Source organism: Saccharopolyspora thermophila, assembly GCF_014646075.1.
In the GTDB taxonomy this organism is placed as follows: Bacteria; Actinomycetota; Actinomycetes; order Mycobacteriales; family Pseudonocardiaceae; genus Saccharopolyspora; species Saccharopolyspora thermophila.
Genome location: NZ_BMMT01000009.1, coordinates 180,676 through 199,901, shown reverse-complemented (window position 1 = coordinate 199,901; position 19,226 = coordinate 180,676). Strand labels below are relative to the sequence as shown.

At 70.8% G+C, this 19,226-nt stretch carries 14 protein-coding genes; 7 read left to right on the top strand and 7 right to left on the bottom strand.

What is annotated here, in order from left to right; all coding sequences use genetic code 11:
- Nucleotides 1–138 precede the first annotated feature (138 nt).
- The gene (locus IEY17_RS14650; protein ID WP_188987925.1) at nucleotides 139–3,132 is read right to left on the bottom strand and encodes an alpha-mannosidase; all 2,994 of its coding nucleotides are present in this window, start codon (nucleotides 3,130–3,132) and stop codon (nucleotides 139–141) included.
- Between the two features lie 168 nt (nucleotides 3,133–3,300).
- Between IEY17_RS14650 and IEY17_RS14645 the strand changes: the two genes are divergently transcribed.
- Nucleotides 3,301–3,561, top strand: a complete 261-nt coding sequence (locus IEY17_RS14645; protein WP_188988042.1) for a Prokaryotic metallothionein — start codon at nucleotides 3,301–3,303, stop codon at nucleotides 3,559–3,561.
- A 604-nt stretch (nucleotides 3,562–4,165) separates the two neighbouring features.
- Here the strand turns inward: IEY17_RS14645 and IEY17_RS14640 are convergent.
- Together IEY17_RS14640 and IEY17_RS14635 are read right to left on the bottom strand one after the other, a co-directional pair.
- Nucleotides 4,166–4,696 carry a gamma carbonic anhydrase family protein gene (locus IEY17_RS14640; RefSeq protein ID WP_188987924.1) on the bottom strand — a complete coding sequence of 177 codons (531 nt, stop codon included), beginning with the start codon at nucleotides 4,694–4,696 and terminating at the stop codon, nucleotides 4,166–4,168.
- Nucleotides 4,693–5,445 (bottom strand): GntR family transcriptional regulator, encoded by a 753-nt coding sequence (locus tag IEY17_RS14635; RefSeq protein WP_229680167.1) that lies wholly within the window; start codon nucleotides 5,443–5,445, stop codon nucleotides 4,693–4,695. Before IEY17_RS14635 ends, IEY17_RS14640 begins: the two co-directional genes overlap by 4 nt.
- Nucleotides 5,446–5,656: 211 nt before the next feature.
- On the opposite strand from IEY17_RS14635, the gene IEY17_RS14630 reads away from it, so the two are divergent.
- From IEY17_RS14630 to IEY17_RS14605, 6 genes are all read left to right on the top strand, one after another.
- Nucleotides 5,657–6,832 (top strand): CaiB/BaiF CoA transferase family protein, encoded by a 1,176-nt coding sequence (locus IEY17_RS14630; protein ID WP_229680166.1) that lies wholly within the window; start codon nucleotides 5,657–5,659, stop codon nucleotides 6,830–6,832.
- 49 nt (nucleotides 6,833–6,881) lie between these two features.
- On the top strand, nucleotides 6,882–7,865 hold the full coding sequence (locus IEY17_RS14625) for a tripartite tricarboxylate transporter substrate binding protein (protein WP_188987922.1): 984 nt from the start codon (nucleotides 6,882–6,884) through the stop codon (nucleotides 7,863–7,865).
- Nucleotides 7,862–8,344 (top strand): tripartite tricarboxylate transporter TctB family protein, encoded by a 483-nt coding sequence (locus IEY17_RS14620; RefSeq protein WP_229680165.1) that lies wholly within the window; start codon nucleotides 7,862–7,864, stop codon nucleotides 8,342–8,344. The genes IEY17_RS14625 and IEY17_RS14620 overlap by 4 nt, the downstream gene beginning before the upstream one ends.
- Nucleotides 8,345–8,362: 18 nt before the next feature.
- The gene (locus IEY17_RS14615; protein WP_188987921.1) at nucleotides 8,363–9,883 is read left to right on the top strand and encodes a tripartite tricarboxylate transporter permease; all 1,521 of its coding nucleotides are present in this window, start codon (nucleotides 8,363–8,365) and stop codon (nucleotides 9,881–9,883) included.
- Nucleotides 9,876–10,649, top strand: a complete 774-nt coding sequence (locus IEY17_RS14610) for an enoyl-CoA hydratase/isomerase family protein (protein ID WP_188987920.1) — start codon at nucleotides 9,876–9,878, stop codon at nucleotides 10,647–10,649. Before IEY17_RS14615 ends, IEY17_RS14610 begins: the two co-directional genes overlap by 8 nt.
- A 135-nt stretch (nucleotides 10,650–10,784) precedes the next feature.
- A complete protein-coding gene (locus IEY17_RS14605; protein ID WP_188987919.1) occupies nucleotides 10,785–14,168 on the top strand; it encodes an NAD-glutamate dehydrogenase domain-containing protein in 3,384 nt (1,127 codons plus the stop codon).
- Between the two features lie 19 nt (nucleotides 14,169–14,187).
- On the opposite strand, the gene IEY17_RS14600 is transcribed toward IEY17_RS14605, so the two are convergent.
- The 4 genes from IEY17_RS14600 to IEY17_RS14585 all read right to left on the bottom strand — a co-directional run bounded on the left by IEY17_RS14600 (nucleotide 14,188) and on the right by IEY17_RS14585 (nucleotide 19,220).
- Entirely contained in the window at nucleotides 14,188–14,589 is a 402-nt protein-coding gene (locus IEY17_RS14600) for an STAS domain-containing protein (protein ID WP_229680164.1), read from the bottom strand.
- Between the two features lie 468 nt (nucleotides 14,590–15,057).
- The gene (locus tag IEY17_RS14595; protein WP_268240345.1) at nucleotides 15,058–17,637 is read right to left on the bottom strand and encodes an ATP-dependent Clp protease ATP-binding subunit; all 2,580 of its coding nucleotides are present in this window, start codon (nucleotides 17,635–17,637) and stop codon (nucleotides 15,058–15,060) included.
- A gap of 252 nt (nucleotides 17,638–17,889) precedes the next feature.
- Entirely contained in the window at nucleotides 17,890–18,294 is a 405-nt protein-coding gene (locus tag IEY17_RS14590) for a hypothetical protein (RefSeq protein WP_188987917.1), read from the bottom strand.
- A 230-nt stretch (nucleotides 18,295–18,524) separates the two neighbouring features.
- Nucleotides 18,525–19,220, bottom strand: coding sequence for a phosphoribosyltransferase (locus IEY17_RS14585; protein WP_188988035.1), 696 nt, complete (start codon nucleotides 19,218–19,220; stop codon nucleotides 18,525–18,527).
- Between the last annotated feature and the right edge of the window lie 6 nt (nucleotides 19,221–19,226).

Below are 19,226 nucleotides of genomic sequence, written 5' to 3'. Positions count from 1 at the left end.
GTGTGCCGTGATCGTGCCTGACCACCACAGCTGTGGTGGATTAGTGGACGCGGTTGCTGGGCTGAGTTTGCGCTGGTGAGCGGTGGTGGGTGGGGTGCGCCCACCACAACGGTGGTACAGAACCGTGCTTCCCCGGCCTCATCGGCGCGTGAAGCGCAGGGTGCGGATCTCGAACGGGCGCAGCCGCAGGTCCACCGCGTCGGTGATGGCGTCGGGGTCGGCCAGCGGTCGCTCCAGCAGGTCGGTGCGGGTCACCGAGGTCGCCGGGAACGAGGTTGTCAGCCGGGCGCGGGCGCGGCCGCCGTGGGATTCGTACAGCCGCACCACCACGTCGCCGCTGCCGTCGTCGGCGAGCTTGACGGCCTCGATGACTACCGCGTCGTTGTCCACGGCGACCAGGGGCGGCACCACCGGGTGTGAGCCGTGCACGGTGCGTTCGGGCAGGTTGATGCGGTAGCCCTCGCGGACGGCGTCGCCGATGTCGGCGCCGACGATGAGGGCGTAGCGCAGTCGGTGGCGGCCGTGGTCGGTGTCGGGGTCGGGGAATCGGGGGGCGCGTAGCAGCGACAGTCGCACCGTGGTGGTGGTGCCGCCGTCGGGCCGGGTGTCGCGGGTGACGTCGTGGCCGTAGGTGGAGTCGTTGACCAGGGCGTGGCCGTAGCCGGGTTCGCCGACGTGCAGGAACCGGTGCGCGCAGATTTCGAACTTCGCGGCGTCCCAGGAGGTGTTGGTGTGGGTGGGGCGCATGACGTGGCCGAACTGGGTTTGGGCGGCGGAGCGGTCGGCGTGCACGTCCAGCGGGAAGGCGACCTTGAGCAGTTTCTCGGTTTCGTGCCAGTCGATGGTGATGTCGATGTCGACGCGGCGGGTGTCGGGGGCGAGGCTGATGCGTTCCACGGTGGTGGAGCGGCCGAAGCTGCGGCGGATCTGCACGGTGTGGCCGGTGAGGGTGATCTCGTCGCAGTCGGTGAGGTCGCGGGTGTGGTGGCGGTAGAAGGCGTCGAGGTCCCAGGCGTCCCAGGCGTTGGGGTGGTCGGCGTGCAGTTGCAGCAGGTTGCCTGGGGCGGCGAGGGCTTCGCGTTCGGCGGCGTGGTCGTAGACGGAGGTGAGCAGTCCGCGTTGGTCGAGGGTGGCGCGCAGGAGCCCGTTGTCGAGGGTGATGGTGCCGTTGGGGTGGCGGATGGGGGTGGGTGCGGCGCTGGTGGTGGCTGGTGCCGCGCCGAGGGCGGGGACGCCGTTGCGGGCGTGCGGGGCGGCGTTGAAGGTCAGGGGGCGTTCGGGTACTCCGGCCAGGGCCTGTAGGGCGTCGCCGATGATGGCCTCGCAGTCGGTGGCGATGCGGGCGTAGGTGGCTTCGGCTTCGCGGTGGACCCAGGCGATGGACGAGCCGGGCAGGATGTCGTGGAACTGGTGGAGCAGCACCTGTTTCCACAGCCGGTCCAGGGCCTGGTGTGGGTAGGGGTGGCCGGTGGTGATGGTGGCGGTGGTTGACCACAGTTCCGCTTCGCGTAGCAGGTGTTCGCTGCGGCGGTTGCCCTGTTTGGTGCGGGCCTGGGAGGTGTAGGTGCCGCGGTGCATCTCCAGGTACAGTTCGCCGGACCAGACCGCGGGGCGGGTGTGGTCGGCTTCGGCTGCGGTGAAGAACTCCGCGGGGGTTTCCAGTTTCACCCGCGGGGAGCCTTCCAGGTTGGCGGTGCGGTAGGCGCGGGCGAGCATCTCGCGGGTGGGTCCTCCCCCGCCGTCGCCGTGTCCGAAGGGCACCAGGGAGCGGGTGGCGTAGCCGTGTTCGGCGAAGTTGCGGGCGGCGTGGGCGAGTTCGGCGCCGGACAGTTCGCTGTTGTAGGTGTCGACGGGCGGGAAGTGGGTGAAGATGCGGGTGCCGTCGATGCCTTCCCACCAGAAGGTGTGGTGCGGGAAGCGGTTGGTCTGGTTCCAGGAGATTTTCTGGGTCAGGAACCATCGTGAGCCCGACAGTGCGATCAGTTGTGGCAGGGCGGCGCTGTAGCCGAAGGAGTCCGGCAGCCACACCTCGCGGGTTTCGATTCCGAACTCCTGGAGGTAGAAGCGCTTGCCGTGGACGAACTGGCGGGCCATGGCCTCGCTGCCGGGCATGTTGGTGTCGGCTTCGACCCACATGCCGCCGACGGGTACGAACTGGCCGGTGTGTACGAAGGTCCGTACCCGGTCGTAGAGCTGTGGGTGGTGGTGTTTGATCCAGTCCAGCTGCTGGGCCTGCGACATCGCGAAGTGGAAGTCGGGGTGTTCGGCCATCAGGGCGGTGACGTTGGCGACGGTGCGGGCGACCTTGCGGACGGTTTCGCGGAGTGGCCACAGCCAGGCGGAGTCGATGTGGGCGTGGCCGACGGCGGACAGGATGTGGGCGCTGGTGTGGGCGGGGCGGGCGAGGGTGTCGGTGAGTTCGGCGCGGGCGGCTGTGGCGGTGCCGTGGACGTCGTGTAGGTCCAGTCGGTCGAGCATGCGTTCCAGGGCGCGCAGGATTTCGTGGCGGCGCGGCGAGTCGACGGGGAGTTGCCGCATGAGCTGGTCGAGGACTTCGGTGTCCTGCACCAGGTGCCAGACCTCCTTGTCGAGGACGGCCAGTTCCGCGCGGCGCAGTTGGTACAGGGGTGGGCCGGGGGTGGTGGGTTTGGCGCCGAGCTGGGTGGGGTGGAAGCCGTGGGGGCCGAGGATGATGGGGTTGGCGGCGGCTTCGATGTACCAGGTGCGGGTGCGTCCGGCGGAGTTGCGGCCGACGGGTAGGTGGGTGTTGCGGGGGTGCAGGCCCTTGATGGGGGTGCCGTCGGGGGTGTAGGCGAGTCCTTCGCACTGGAAGCCGGGGCGGTCGTCGTCGAAGCCGAGGTCGACGAGGACTTCGGTGGTGTGGCCGTCCCAGTGTTGGGGGATGGTGGCGGTCAGCCGGAACCAGCTGGTGCCCCACGCTGGGCCCCATGGCTGGCCGATGTTGGTGGGGGTGTAGTCGGCGCGCAGCGCCTCGGCGACGGGTACGGGTTCGCCGGGGGTGTGCCAGACGGCGACCTCGCAGGGGGTGGTGTCGCTGTACTGGGCGGGGCGTAGTCGTTCGGCCAGGATGCGGTGGAGTCGTTGTTCGACGATGCTGCGGTCGTCGTGCATGCTGGTCCCCCGCTCGGCCTGGGGCTTGTGATGGTGATCATGCTGGCACATCGGTGGTGGTTGGTGACAGCAGCGGCACGGGTGATGGTCGTGGGCGCGGTTGCCGACCCATGCGCCTGGTCGCATGCTGCGGGTGTTCGGCGCAATCCTGCTGCGGAAGGCACGATCATGGCTACCTGCGAAGTCTGTGGAAATGACTACTGGATGACCTTTGAGGTGCACACCACTGGTGGTGGCGTGCACACGTTCGACTGTTTCGAGTGCGCTGCGCAGCGGTTGGCGCCGCAGTGTGAGCACTGTGGGTGCCGGATTCTCGGGCACGGGGTGGAGGCCAGTGGCCGGTTCTTCTGTTGCGCGCACTGCGCCCGGCAGTCGGATATGGAGATGGCTGGTGAGTTGCGTGACACGGTGGGTGCGCATCCGAGCTGATTGGTGCGCGCGTGGGTGTCACGGTGCGTCCGTGTGGACCATCTAAGTAACCCTTTCGGTGGAAGAGCGACGCGGTCGATCTTTCGTTATCAATGCGTTATGTATTGGTGGAAACGCGGCCGTCACCTGCGGCGACATGGCGGGTGAGACACCTTGCAACCGTCCGGTTCGCACCGGTTGTCACGAACCGGGATTTGACAACGGCCGGGAGGAGTGTCGATTCATCCCCTCGAAGTAGTGGAGGACGCCCCGATGGCAGGTCTGGTTCGCTGGCTGGGCAGCTATGCGCGTGAGATGCAGCGGGCGCGCATGGTGATGCGCAACCCGCAGTCCAGCATCTTCGCCCGGCGCAACGCACGGGGCTGACCCGCACCGGTCAGCCCTCGCCCGGCTGGGGCCGGGTGTGGTCGACGCGTCGGACCGTAACGCACCACCGGGGCATCGCAGCAGACAACCGGGGGTCCGGCGCGAGGACTTGCTGTGGACACGGGTGCCGTGGGCCGTTGGGGCGCGGCACCCGTTCTGTTGCGCAGTCCACGGTGGACTGGTCAGGGTGGTCCGGTCGGCGCCGTGGTGGCCTGATCGGCCGGCCTGGTGGATCTCATCAGGTGAGGGCTTGGCGGTGTTTGGCGGCCAGGGCGATGTAGTGCTCGGCGGAGAGGGTGAGACCGGTCTGTTCCTCGGCGGTCAGGTCGCGGCGGATCTTGCCGGGGGTGCCCGCGACCATTGACCCGGGCGGGATGTCGGTGCCCTCCAGTACGACCGTGCCCGCGGCTACCAGTGATCCGGCGCCGATGCGGGCGCCGTTGAGTACGACCGCGCCCATGCCGATCAGGCAGCCGTCCTCCACGGTGCAGCCGTGCAGCACGGCTTTGTGGCCGACGGTGACCCCGTTGCCGATGGTGGCGGGGAATCCGGGGTCGGCGTGCACGACGCAACCGTCCTGGATGTTGCTGCCGGTGCCGAGGCTGATGTCCTCCATGTCGCCGCGTAGCACCGCGTTGTACCAGACGCTGGACTGTGCGGCCAAGCGCACGCGGCCGATGAGTGCGGCGCCGGGTGCCACGAACGCGCTCTCGTCGATCTGCGGGGTGGTTTCGTCCACGGCCAGGGTGAACGGATGATCTTGGTTCACGTGCCCTCCTGCTTGTCGCGTTGCTGCCGCAGCCACCGCAGCGCTGCCTCGGTGTGTCCGTCCACTTTGGTTTCGATGCCGTCGAGGAAGGTGCGGTCGCCGTGTTCGGCGAGTTCGTGCAGCACTGCCTCGGGGTCGCCTTGTTCGATCACGGCCAGCAGCCGGGTGTGGCGGGCCACGTCCTCGGTGAGGCTTTCCTGGCTCTGGCGGGCTTTGCGGTTCAGTGCCATCGACAGCATCAGCTGCAGCTGCAGCGACCGGTATGCCTCCTCCAGGCGTTGGTGTCCGGACAGTCCCACCACCGACAGGTGGAACTCGAAGGAGCATTCCACGTAGGTGGGTTCGTCGGCGTCCTTGGCTGCGGCGCTCATCGCTTCCAGGGCCCGGTGGCAGCGGCGTAGTCGCGCGGGGTCGCGTACCGGTACGCCCAGCTGTATGGCCAGGCGCTCGAATTCTGCGCGGAGCGTGCAGATCTCGTAGATGTCGTGCAGCGTCAGCGGGGTCACGATGACGCCCTTGCGGGGCACCTGGCGCACCAGACCTTCGCGTTCGAGTACCCGCAGTGCCTCCCGGAGTGGGGGGCGGCTGATGCCGAGTTCGCGGGTGAGGCGGTTTTCCACGATGCGCTGCCCGCACAGTAGCTGGCCGCCGATGATCATGCGGCGCAGGGTTGCGGCGGCCAGCTCCACGAGGCTGGGTGGGGCCACGATGCTGGGGGCGCGGGGGTTGTCGTCCACGGATTCGGTCACGGCCAGCAGTGTCTCCTTTCGGGGGCGGCGCGTTCGAGGCCGTCGGTACCGCGCTGGGCCGCCTGGAGCAACCTCGGCGCGCGATCTTGTCAGCTCCGATCTGCCTGCTGTAGACAAAAGTCAGGTGATGTCGATCACGGTATCCGGTTTCTTCCCGGCTGTGTTGGAGCCGCGCATGACTTCCTCTGCTCCCCCTGCTCCGTTGCATGGCGTGCGTGTGGTGGAGATCGGCGTGTTCATGGCCGCGCCGTTCGCCACCATGCAGCTGGCTGACCTTGGTGCCGACGTGGTCAAGGTGGAAAACCCCGCCGGCGGTGACCCGGTGCGCCAGACCGGCCCGTTCATCGACGGGCACTCCTCCCCGTTCGTGCGGTTGAACCGCAACAAGCGCTCCGCCGCGGTGAACCTCAAGACCGCCGAGGGCAAGCAGGTGCTGCGTCGCCTGCTGGCCGACGCCGACGTGCTGGTGGAGAACCTGCGCCCCGGGGCACTGTCGGCGCTGGGCTTCGGCTACGACGCGGTGCGCGAGCTCAATCCGCGCCTGGTCTACGTCTCGGCCTCCGGGTGGGGCCAGGACGGTCCGCTGGCCGAGCAACCGGGCCTGGACATCATGGCCCAGGCCCGCTCGGGTCTGATGAGCATCACCGGCCACCCCGGTGGCGACCCCACCAAGGTCGGGGTGCCGATGTGCGACCTGGTGTGCGGGTTGTACGCGGCGATGGCCGCGATCGCCGCGCTGCGCGCCCGCGAGCACACCGGGCAGGGCCAGCGCGTCGACGTCTCGCTGTATGAGGCCGGGGTGTCGTTCGCGGTGTGGGAGGCCGGCGCCTACTTCGCCACCGGTGAGGTGGGGCGCGCGCACGGCTCGGCGCACCAGAACAGCGCCCCCTACCAGGCGGTGCGCAGCAAGGACGGGTGGGTGACCGTCGGTGCCACCACCCCCAGGACCTGGTCGGCGTTCTGCCGCGCGCTGGGCCTGACCGGGCTGTTTGATGACCCCCGCTACGGCAGCTCCTACGAACGCTACCAGCACCGCGACAGCCTCATCCCGGCCATCGAGGCGGCCACCACGACCCGCACCACCGAGGAGCTGGTGGCCGCGCTGGTCGACGTCGGTGTGCCGTGCGCGCCGATCGCCACCACCGACCAGGTCTTCACCGACGAGCACCTGTGGGCGCGGGAGTTCTTCTGGGACGCGCCCCACCCCGTGCTGGGCCCGGTGCGTCAGCTCGGGTCCCCGATGCGCATGTCGGCCACCCCGCCGCGTCGCGGCACCGCGGGCCCGCTGCTGGGCGCGCACACCGCGCAGGTGCTGGCCGAGCACGGTTTCGCCGCCGAGGACGTCAAGCGGCTGAGCGAGGCCGGGGTCATTGCCACCGGCGCCTGAGACATCAGGCCCGGCAACCGTTGTCCGCGACGCAGCTCAAGGAGGAGCGATGCGCGCGTTCATCCCTGGCCGCAGGATGCTGGCCGCGTTGTGCGCCGCGGCGCTGCTGGGTGGTTGTGCCATCGGCAGCGCCGGGCAGGACTCCCCCGGTGCCGGAGCCGCCCGCCCGGTCGGGGACGTCACGATGGTGGTGCCCTTCGCCGCCGGCGGCGGCAGCGACATCGCGGGGCGGGCGATGGCCGACGGGCTGGTGTCGGTGCAGCCGGGCCTGCGGATCAACGTCGACAACCGCGAGGGCGGGCAGGGCGCGGTCGGCTACTCCTACCTGCTGGGCAAGCAGGGGTCGCCGAACTACCTGCTGGCCGCCGAGACGTCGCTGCTGGCGCTGCCGCTGAGCGTTCAGGTGGCGTTCACCCACCGCAGCTTCACGCCGATCATGAAGCTCGGCGAGGACTTCACGCTGCTGGTGGCGCGGCCGGACTCGCCGATGCGCAGCTGCGCCGACGCGGTCGCCCACAGCCGCACGCGGCGGGTGCTGGCCGGGATCTCCGGTGCGGTGGGCCCGGACGCGGTGGTGTTCGCCCAGATGGAACGCCTCGCCGGCGCTGATTTCGACACCGTGCCTTACGAGGGCGGCGGGGAGACGCTGGCCGCGCTGCTGGGCGGGCAGGTGGAGCTGGCGTCGCTGAACCCCAGCGAGGTGATGGGGCAGTTTCGGGCCGGTCAGCTCAAGGCGCTGTGCGTGTTTTCCGACCAGCGCTACACCTACCCGGAGCTGGCCGGGGTGCCCACGTCGCTGGAGCAGGGCGTGCCGGTGTCCTTCGCGCAGTTCCGCGGCGTGATCGCCCCCGGCGGGCTGAACCCGGCGGCCCGCCAGTACTGGATCGAGCTGGCGCGGCGCTTCGCCGACTCCCCCGCCTACCGCGACTACGTGGCCTCGGAGTACCTGCAGCCGCGGGTGGCCTTCGGGGAGGACTTCGCCGCCTACCTGGCCGACAACGAGCGGGGGCTGGCGCAGGTGGTGAGGCGATGAACCGGGTGTCGGGGCAGGTGGTGGTCTTCGCCGGGTTGACGCTGGTGGGCGCGGGGTTCGCGGTCAGCGCGCTTGGCTACCGGGTGCTGCTGCCGGAGTCGCGGATCGGGCCGGGTTTCCTGCCGCTGGTGGCGGGATCGCTGCTGGCGGTGTTCTCGGTACTGCTGCTGGTGCAGCAGCTGCGTCACCCTGCCGAGGCGCCTGCCGATGGTGGGGTGGACGACTCCGGGCGCACCCCGGCGCAGCGGGCGCGGATCCTGCGGCGGGTGTTCGTGCTGCTGCCCGCCGCGCTGCTGGTGGTGCCGGTGGTGGGCATGGTCACCGCGTTCGGGCTGCTGGTGCTGGTGATCTCGGTCTGGCTGGAGGGCCGGCGGCCGGTGGCGGCGGTGGCGATATCGCTGGTGGCGGCCGCGGCGATGCACGTGATCTTCGTGGTGGTGCTGCGGGTTCCGCTGCCCACCGGTGTGTTCGGATTCTGAGGACCCCGGGAGGCGGGCATGATCGACCATCTGCTGCTGGGGTTATCGACCGCGTTGACTCCCACCAACCTGCTGTGGTGCCTGGTCGGGGTGCTGCTGGGCACGGTGATCGGGTTGCTGCCGGGGCTGGGTTCCAGCACCGGGGTGGCGATCCTGATTCCGCTGACGTTGACCGTGGAACCGGTGACCGCGCTGATCATGCTGGCCGGTATCTACTACGGCTCGCAGTACGGCGGCACGATCACCTCGGTGCTGCTGTCCACGCCGGGTGAGGCGGCCAGTGTGGTGACCACGTTGGACGGCTACCAGATGGCGCGGCAGGGCCGGGCGGGGGCGGCGTTGTCGATCGCGGCGATCGGCTCGTTCGCGGCGGCGATTCTCTCGCTGGTCGCGCTGGCGGCGCTGGCGCCGCCGTTCGCGGCGTTCGCGCTGCGTTTCGGGCCGCCGGAGAACCTGGCGGTCATGGTGCTGGCGCTGGTGACGATGGTGGTGCTCTCGACCGGGTCGAAGCTGCGGGCCGCGGCGATGGCCTGTGTGGGGGTGCTGCTGGCGTGCGTGGGCATCGACGCCGGCACCGGTCAGGCCCGCTACACCTTCGGCAGCATCGAGCTGTTGTCGGGTATCCCCTACATCGAGGTCGTGATCGGGTTGTTCGCCGTCGGTGAGGTGCTGTACCAGATCCAGGTGGGCGCGGCCAGGCCGATCCGGGCCCGGTTCCGGGACCTGGTGATCCGCCGCCGCGACATCCGTGCCTGCGCCGGCGCGATCGGCCGCGGCAGCCTCGTGGGGTTTGTGTTGGGCACCCTGCCGGGCGCGGGTTCGACGCTGGCGTCGTTTCTGGCCTACGGGCTGGAAAAACGCCTCTCCGGTAACTCCGCGCAGTTCGGGCACGGCGCGATCCAGGGCGTGGCCGCGCCGGAGAGCGCCAACAACGCCGCCGCCAACGCCAACTTCATCCCCACCCTGACGCTGGGCATCCCCGGCGGTGCCACCACCGCGGTGCTGCTGGGCGCGTTGACGGTCTACGGCATCCAGCCGGGGCCGCTGCTGTTCGACGAGCAACCGGAACTGGTGTGGGGCCTGCTGGTGTCGTTCTTCATCGGCAACGTCATCCTGCTGGTGCTCAACCTGCCGATGGCGCCGGTGTTCGCGCAGCTGCTGCGCATCCCCTACGGCTACCTGTATCCGCTGATTCTGTGCACCAGCTTCGTGGGCGCGTTCGCCATCGACCGCAACGTCTTCAGCGTGTGGCTGGTGCTGGTCTTCGGTGTCATCGGCTACGGCATGAAGCGTTTCGACCTGCCGATGGCGCCGCTGGTGGTGGGGGTGGTCATCGGGGCGCTGTTCGAAAAGGCGCTGGTGCAGTCCTCGGCGCTGCTGGACGGCAACCTGTGGCTGATTGTGACCAAACCGATCGCGGTGGTGATCCTGGCGCTGGCGGCGCTGCTTGTGGCCGGGCCCGCGCTGATCCGCCGCGTCCGTAACGCCCTCCGGCCGCAGCCGGCGGGGGCCCGTGGTGATGAGGAGTCGCATGGCTGACGAGCTGCTGGTGACCCGCAGCGGCCCGGTGATGCAGGTGACGTTCAACCGGCCCGCGCAGCGCAACGCGATGAGCTGGGGAATGTATGAGGGGTTGGTGGCCGCGTGCGAGACCGCTGATGCCGATGACGACGTGCGGGTGCTGGTGCTGCGCGGCGCGGGCAGCGAGGCGTTCGTTGCCGGGACCGACATCTCCCAGTTCACCGAGTTCACCTCCGGCGAGGACGGCGTGGCCTACGAGCGCAGGATGGAGGCGGTGATCGAGCGCCTGGAACGCACCCGGGTGCCCACCCTCGCGGCGATCTCCGGGTACTGCGTGGGCGCGGGCATCGCGCTGGCGGCCGCCTGCGACCTGCGGATATCCACCGTGACCGGCCGGTTCGGGGTGCCGGTGGCGCGCACGCTGGGCAACTGCCTGTCGATGAACACCTACTCGCTGCTGGTGTTCCACCTCGGTCCGGCGCGGGCCAAGGACATGCTGCTGCGGGCGCGGTTGTTCTCCGCCGAGGAGGCACATGCGGCGGGGTTCGTGGCCGAGGTGTGCCAGGTCGACCAGCTCGACGAGGTGGTCTCGGGTGTGGTGGCGCGGCTGGCCGCCCACGCGCCGCTGACGATGTGGGCGAGCAAGGAGGCGGTGCGCCGGTTGCGGCGGGCCACCCTGCCCGACGGCGACGACCTGGTGCGCGCGGTGTTCGGCAGCGAGGACTTCCGCAACGGGGTGCGGGCGTTTCTGGACAGGACCCCGCACACCTGGACCGGCCGCTGAGCCCTGCGGTGCGGCAGGCGTGCGCCGCGCCGCTGGGCGAACGCGGCCCGTGACCGGTCCAACTGCCCTGTCGCCGCGCCCGCCGCCGACCGCAGAATCGGTGCTCGGGGGGTTGTGATGCATCCAGGCGCGCCGGTGAGCAACGAGCAGACCCGCACCCGCCGCGACCGGGCGTGGGAGCAGGATGTGGCCGAAGTGCTGCGCAGCGTGTTCGGCGCCGACCACGGCCGGCGGCTCAGCGCCGACTACGGCGGGGCGTTCTCCCCGGGCTACCGCGACGACACCCCGGCGGCGGTGGCGGTGACCGACATCGCCGGGCTGGAAGGCGGCCCGCAGGCACCACCGCTGGGCCGGCTGTACCGGGTGGGGCGCCAGCCCGCCGGTGCGGTGGGGGTGCGGGTGTGCTGGCCCCCCCCCCCACCGCTGCTGCAGGAGGTGCTGCCGATCTTCGCTGGTCTCGGGCTGCGGGTGGCCGACCACCGCAGCCACGAGATCACCCCCGCTCACCGCGCGGCGGCGCGGGTGGATGACTTCGGGCTGCTGCACGACGCCGGGGAGCTCTCACCCACCGCGCAGCGGCTGGTGGAGGACGCCTTCACCGCGATGTGGCAGGGGCACGCCGAACCGGACGGGTTCAACCGGCTGGTGCTGGCCGCGGGCCTGCACTGGCGGCAGGTGGGGCTGCTGCGCGCGGCCTACCACTACCTGTGGCAGGCCGGGTTCGGTTTCTCCCAGCCCTACGTGGAGTCCACGCTGGCGGGGCGAGCGGAGTTCGTGCGGGCGCTGCTGGCGCACTTTGACGCGCGGTTCGATCCCGACGCCGCCCGCGCCGACCAGCCGCCGCCGGAGCTGGAGCAGACGCTGCGGGAGGTCACCGCGCTTGATGAGGACAAGACGCTGCGGGCGCTGCTGGGGTTCGTTGACGCGGTGGTGCGCACCAACTACTTCCAGCACCACGACGACGGCCCGGACCGCCTGTCGTTCAAGATCGCCCCAGCGGGGTTGCCGTTCGTGCCCCGGCCGCGGCCGCTGTTCGAGACGTTCGTGCACTCCCCGCGCGTGGTGGGCCTGCACCTGCGCGGCGAGCGGGTGGCGCGCGGCGGGATCCGCTGGTCGGACCGGCCAGAGGACTTCCGCACCGAGGTGCTGGGGTTGATGAAGGCCCAGACGGTGAAAAACGCGCTGATCGTGCCCGGTGGCGCCAAGGGCGCGTTCGTGGTGCGCCGCCCGCTGGCGGGCCTGGACGGCCATGCGGTGCAGCAGGAGGTCCGCGACTGCTACAGCACGTTCATCCGTGGCCTGCTGGACGTCACCGACAACCTCCGCAACAACGCGGTGGTGCCGCCGCAGCGGGTGGTCTGTCACGACGGGCCCGACCCGTATCTGGTGGTGGCCGCGGACAAGGGCACCGCCCGGTTGTCGGATGTGGCCAACGCGATCGCCGCGGAGTACGGGTTCTGGTTGGGCGACGCGTTCGCCTCGGGTGGTTCGGCGGGCTATGACCACAAGGCGATGGGCATCACCGCGCGGGGCGCGTGGATGTCGCTGCGGCAGCACTTCGAGGATTTGGGCCGCTGCCTGGACACCGACGAGTTCACCGCGGTGGGTGTGGGGGACATGTCCGGTGACGTGTTCGGCAACGGCATGCTGCTCTCGCCGCGGATCCGGCTGCTGGGTGCTTTCGACCACCGGCACATCTTCCTCGACCCGGACCCGGATCCGGCGCTCTCGCACGCCGAGCGGGCACGGCTGGCGGCGCTGCCGGCCTCCAGCTGGGCCGACTACGACCGGCAGCGCATCTCCCCCGGCGGCGGGGTGTTCTCGCGGCGCGCCAAGTCGGTGCCGCTGTCGCCGCAGGTGCGTTCGGCGCTGGGGGTGCAGGCGGAGTCGTTGACGCCGCCGGAGCTGGTGCAGGCGCTGCTGCGGGCGCCGGTGGACGTGCTGTGGAACGGCGGGGTGGGCACGTTCGTCAAGGCCAGCACCCAGACCCACGCCGATGCCGCCGACCCGGTCAACGACGCCATCCGCGTCGACGCCGACCAGCTGCGCGCCCGGGTGGTGGTCGAGGGCGGGAACCTGGGCCTGACCCAGCGGGCGCGTATCGAGTTCGCGCTGCGCGGCGGGCGGATCAACACCGACTTCATCGACAACTCCGCCGGGGTGGACACCTCCGACCGGGAGGTGAATCTGAAGATCCTGCTGGACGCGGCGGTCGCTGACGGCGACATCGACCGTGGCGAGCGCGACCGGATGCTGGCGGCGGTGGCCGAGGACGTGGCCGCGGCGGTGCTGACCGATTCGCGGTTGCAGTCGCGGGTGCTGGGGGTGGTGGAGGCCGAGGCGCCGGTGTTTTTGGACCAGCACGCGCAGAGCATCCGGATCTTCGAGCAGCGCGACAACCTCGATCGGGAGCTGGAGTGCCTGCCGGGTGAACAGGCTCTGGTGGAGCGCCGCCGCGCCGGGCTGGGACTGGTGCGCCCGGAGCTGGCGGTGCTGCTGGCGCACGCCAAGAACAGCCTGACACGGGAGCTGCTGGCCTCACCGGTGCCCGACGATGCCTACCTGGCTGAGGAGTTGCGGGCCTGGCTGCCGGCGGCGCTGCGGGAGCGGTTCGGGGAGCGCATGGCCGGGCATCCGTTGCGGCGGCAGATCGTGGCCACGGTGGTGAGCAATGATGTGGCCGACCACGTCGGCACCGGGTTTTTCTACCGGTTGGAGGAGACCACCGGCATCAGCGCGCCGGACGCGGTGGGCGCCTATCTGGCGGTGCGCGACATCTTCGGTGTCAACGCCCTGTGGGCGGAGGTCGACGCGGTGGGCCCGGGGTGCCCGGTGGCGCTGCGCACCGAGATGTTCCACGATCTGCAGCGGTTCTGTCAGCAGGGGGCGCTGTGGTTTCTGCGTCACCGGCGGCCGCCGGTGGACATCGCCGCCGAGGTCGACTTCTTCCGCCGCCAGATCCGCCAGCTGGCCCCGGTACTGCCGGCGGCGTTGGCGGGCAAGCAGGCCGAGGCGGTGCAGCGGCGCCGCGCGGAGCTGACCGGGCATGGGGTGCCGGGGGTGCTGGCGGGGCGGATCGCGGTGCTGGGCCCGTTGGCGGCGTCGCTGGACGTGGTGGAGATCGCCGGTGACCGCCGTGACGTGGGGTTCGTGGCCGCAGTGTACTCGGCGCTGGACGTGGCGCTGGGTATGGACTGGTTGCAGGAGCAGATCGTGGAGCTGCCCTCGGAGTCGCACTGGGAGCTGCTGGCCAAGATCTCGCTGCGCGACGACCTGTTCGCCCAGCGGCGCCGGTTGACCTCGGCGGCGCTGGGCCGCTATGTGCCGGGCCTGTCCGCCGGGGAGGTGGTCGAGGACTGGGTGGCGGCCAACTCGGCTGCGGTGCGGCGCTGCGCGGCGACGCTTCAGCAGCTGCGGGGCGCGGGCCGGTTGGACGTGGCGATGCTGTCGGTGGCGTTGCAGGATCTGCGTAACCTGGCGCAGATCAGCGGTGATCCAGGCCCTGCCAGCCAGGGGTGATGTGCCGGTGGCGGGTGGTTCACCGTCGGGCTTCGGCCACCGCCTCGGCGGCTGTGGCACGGCAGACGAACTGCTCCCGTAGCTGCGTGATCGTCAACAACCGTAACAACGCGCCCTCACCGGGGACCACGAACAACCGGATCCCGCGGTGTTCGGCCCGCCGCTGCACGTGCAACAGCAGCTCGACCGCCGCGCTGCTGGCGAACGTCACCTCCGACAGATCCAGCACCACCGACCGTAACGCCGCCGCGGTCAACCGCTGCCGGATCAACTCGGCCAACCGCGGCACGGTCGACAGGTCGACCTCCCCACCGATGCGCACCACCACGACCCCGCAGGCGGGCCACTCCACCGCCAACCGCAACGTACGCGACGAACCGGCATGGCCGGTCAGGGCATCGTCGGCCGTCCGCGGAGTCACGATCGCATGCCGCCCGCCCGGCCATGCGGCCGGGGGGATACCGGATCTGGAGACGATCACGCTACCTCCCCGATTGTCATCGCGAATCGACGAATTGGTCGGCCACGGGCCCAACACTCGCCGCTGCGCTCACATCAAGAGGTGCGTCGTGAAGGCCAACGAACCGCACCCATCACCGTAGGAGCACACTCGCCACCCCAACAAGCTTCACCACGTTCGTGTGATGCGCGGTTCTGGAGTGCCGCTGATCAGCGAGAATCCCGCACTCCGCCATCACCGGGCCGAGGTATGTCGGCCCACAGTGCCATTACGTGACGTAATCGCGTTGATCAGGAGCGGCACACCCCACCGGACACACACCGGCTCCCTCGCACTCATTCACCACACAACGACACGACCAGCACTGCAGCGTCGCATCAGCACACACAACAACAGCACTCAAAACCGGGTCACCGAGCAATGTCCGGTTCACCCGAACACGCTGTGCCGCTGGATCGGCTTCAACCGCTCCACCGCCGACGGCCCCGCCGACGGCTGCGGCGAGGGCGGAGCCGCGTGCCGGCCGCCCGACACCGGCTCCCACACCGGCGTCACCGACCACGACAACTCCCCACCGACCACGTCCACCGACACCTGGTCCCCCGCCGACACCGCCCCCTCCAACACCATCGACGCCAGCCGGTTGTCCAGCTCCCGCGAGATCACCCGCCGCAACGGGCGCGCCCCGAACTCCGGCTGATACCCCCGCCGCACCAGCCAGTCCACGCCCGCGTCCGAGACCACCAACGCGATGCCCTTGGCCGACAACTGCTGCGCGGTGCGCTCCAGCAACAACCGCGCGATCCGCCGCAGCTGCTCGGCGGTCAACGGCCGGAACACCACCACGTCATCGATGCGGTTGATGAACTCCGGGCGGAAGAACGCCCGCAGCTCCTCCAGCACCACCAGCGCCGACTCGCCCGCGTCCGCGCCGGCGTCCAGGATCCGATCCGCCCCGATGTTGGAGGTCATGATCACCACGACGTTGCGGAAGTCCACCAACCGCCCCTGGGCGTCGGTCAACCGCCCCGCGTCCAACACCTGCAACAACGTGTTGAACACATCCGGATGCGCTTTTTCGACCTCGTCCAGCAACACCACCGAATACGGCTGCCGCCGCACCTGGTCGGTCAACTGCCCCGCCTCGCCGTAGCCCACGTACCCCGGCGGAGCCCCCACCAGCCGCGACACCGTGTGCTTTTCCTGGAACTCCCCCATGTCCAGCCGCACCAACCGCTGCGCATCCCCGAACAACGCCTGCGCCAACGCCCGCGCCAACTCCGTCTTGCCCACCCCGGTGGGCCCCAGGAACAGGAAACTGCCGATCGGCCGGTCCGGATCGGCCAACCCCGCCCGGGCGCGCCGCACCGCCTCGGCCACCGACGCCACCGCCGCGTCCTGACCCACCACCCGCGACCGCAGCTGATCCTCCAGATCCAGCAACCGCTGCGCGTCCTGCGCGCTGACGTCCGACACCGGGATCCCCGTGCGCGTGGACACCACATCGGCCACGTCGTCAGCGCCCACCGTCGGTTCGAACACCGCCGAGTCCCGCACCGTGCCACCACGCCGCAACCGCACCCGCGAACACGCCTGGTCCAGCAGGTCCACCGCCTTGTCCGGCAGAAACCGGTCCACGATGTAGCGCTGCGAGAGCTCCGCCGCCGCCGACAACGCCGAATCATCGATGCGCACCCGGTGGTGGTGCTGGTAACGCTCCCGCAACCCGCGCAGCACCACCACCGTCTCGGCCACCGACGGCTCGGCCACCATGATCGGCGCGAACCGCCGCTCCAACGCCGGATCCTTCTCCACGTACCGCCGGTACTCCTCCACCGTCGTGGCCCCCAGCAACCGCACCTCGCCCCGCGCCAACGCCGGCTTGAGCAGCGTGCCGGCGTCCATCGACCCCTCACCGGCACCAGCGCCGACGATGCTGTGGATCTCGTCGATGAACACCAGCACGTCCTCGCGGTGCGCCCGGATCTCCGCCAGCACGTCCCGGAACCGCTGCTCGAACTCCCCCCGGTACTTCGCGCCGGCCACCAGCCCCGCCAGATCCAGCGACACCACCCGCACGTCCGCCAGCGACCACGGCACCGCCCCGTCGACGATCCGCTGCGCCAACCCCTCCACGATCGCTGTCTTGCCCACCCCCGGGTCCCCCACGAACACCGGGTTGTTCTTCGACCGCCGCCCCAGCACCTCGATCGCCTGCTCGATCTCGGCGTCCCGGCCCACCACCGGATCCAGTTTCCCGGCCCGCGCCAGCTCCGTCAGATCCAGGCCGAACTCGTCCAACCGCGGCGTCACGCTCAACACCGACCGGGCCCCGCTCCCGTCACCCAACTCGATCGCGCGCGCCAACGCACGACCCGCCACCGAATCCGCGTCCGCGGCCAACCCCAACAACACGTGCCGGGCCCCGACAACGTCAGCACCCTCGCCCAACGCCTGCTGGTAGGCGCCCAGCAACGCCCGCCGCGCCGCTGGCGAGAGCACCGGCCGGGCCCCCGCCAGCGGCTCCTGCGCGGCCACCACCGCCGACCGCACCGCCTCGGCCAGCTCCGCCACCCGCACGCCCGAGGACCTCAGCAGCTCCGCGGTCGCCCCCACCTGCGTCACCGCCCACAGCAGGTGCGTGCTGTCCAGCTCCCGACTGCCCCAGTCCACAGTGGCCCGGATCGCCTTGGACACCACCTCGTGCGCCTGCTCGTCCAGCAGCGACCCGAGCGCCAACCGCTCCGAGGCCCCATCCTGCGCCGCTTTCGAGAACACCTCGCTGAACAGCGCGTCGAAGGCGGCAGAGGAATCACCGGCACTGCCGCGAACCAACGGGGCACCTCCACACAGCACACACGCAGGCCCGGCCTGCACCCGATCACGCACCAGCGCGCCCCCGCCGCCGGTCCCCACCAGCGGCACCGCGCCGATCCCCGCGACCGCGCCCACCGAGCCGGTGCGCCCAGCACCGCCGGGGTGGACACCGGCGCGGCACAACTCGATCATCGCAGCCGCGATGGTGGCACCAACATACTGAGCGGTCCGCGGCAGCCCGCCAGCGATCCCGCCATCACCCGACGGCGCGCACACGAGGAGGGACGTGGCGGGCTGGCTGTGCTGCGGGCATGCCATGCGGGAAAGTCGCGCGATGGCGCACCACCGGCCGGCGGCGACCCCGGCGCCTCCTGCGCGCGGCGCCCCGAGCCACCCCGGCGGTGATCCGGTGGCGCGGGCCGGTGGCTCCGCGCCAGGCCGAGCTCAGCTGGCCCGCTTCTGGGCCTGCTCGATCGCCGCGGCCAACCGGCCGAGCTCCTTGCCGATGTGCGACAGCCGCTCGGCCATCACGCTGGCGTGCCCGGACAGCGGCCCCGCGTGACCGGCGGCGCGCAGCCATTCGGTCACCCCGCCCATGCCCCGCGACATGCTCTCCACCGTCAGCGCGAACCCGCGCATGATCTTCTCGATCTCCTCCACGGAGTGCGGCACGGCCGGATCGCGCAGCCGGTCGCCCAGCGCCGCGGTGGCCTCGCCCACCTGCCAGGCCACCTCCGCCGAGTAGCCCAGCTCGCTGGAGTCGTCACCCCGTCTTGCCCCCGCCCGCCGAGGTGGCGTGTGCCTACCCGCTTGCAGCGGTGTGTTGTCGGAATGTCCAGCGGCAGTCATAGCGAACCAATCAACCCGAGACCGATACCCACTTCCACCCCGACGCGCCCGAAAACGCCCATCCGGTGGCACAAACCACCCGATTTCCGCTTTCTCGCAGCACATGGAGCGGGGTCGCCGGTGAGGCTATCGCGTTCCGGCCGGGGTTGGTGGAAGGTTGGGCCCGACGTTTTCGTTCAGTCCGCGCTGAAACGACTCCCGCGAACGGGTACTCGCGGCGGGCGGGTCGCTCAGCGGTCCTCTGCTGGTCGGCTGCGCCGGGGTGAGCGGGTCTGGCCGTACTCGCGCAGGATCCGCAGGATCTCCTCGTCGGTGGTGGCGGCGAAGTCGCGGTACCACTGCCCGACCGCGGCGAACCCGACCGGCTGCAGCACGCAGACCACCGCATCGGCCTGCTTGCGCAGCGCCGCCACCGCCTCCGGCGCGCCGACCGGCGCGGCCAGCACCACCCGGCGCGGCCCGGCCGCGCGCAGCATCCGCACCGCCGCGCGGGCGGTGGCACCGGTGGCCAGCCCGTCGTCGACCAGCACCACGTCCCGATCGGCCAGCTCAAGCGGCTCGCACAGCTGGAACACCTGCTCCCGGCGGCGGGCCTCGGCGCGTTCCCGCTCGCAGGCGGCGGCCAGCGTCGCCTCGTCGAGGTGGAACGACCGCACCAGTTGCTCGTCGTAGCTGGGTGGGCCGTGCGCGGTCACCGCCCCCACCGCCAGCTCCGGTTGGGTGGGCGCGCCGATCTTGCGCGCCACGCACACCCGCAGTGGCGCCGACAGCGCCCGGGCGACCTCCGCGGCCACCGGCACCCCGCCGCGGGCCAGCCCGAACACCACGGGATCGACCAGCGTGAGTCCACCCATGCGCTCGGCCAGCACCCGACCGGCATGCCGGCGATCGGCGTAGCCGGTCGCGTTGCGTGCGGGGAACTTCATGCGAGG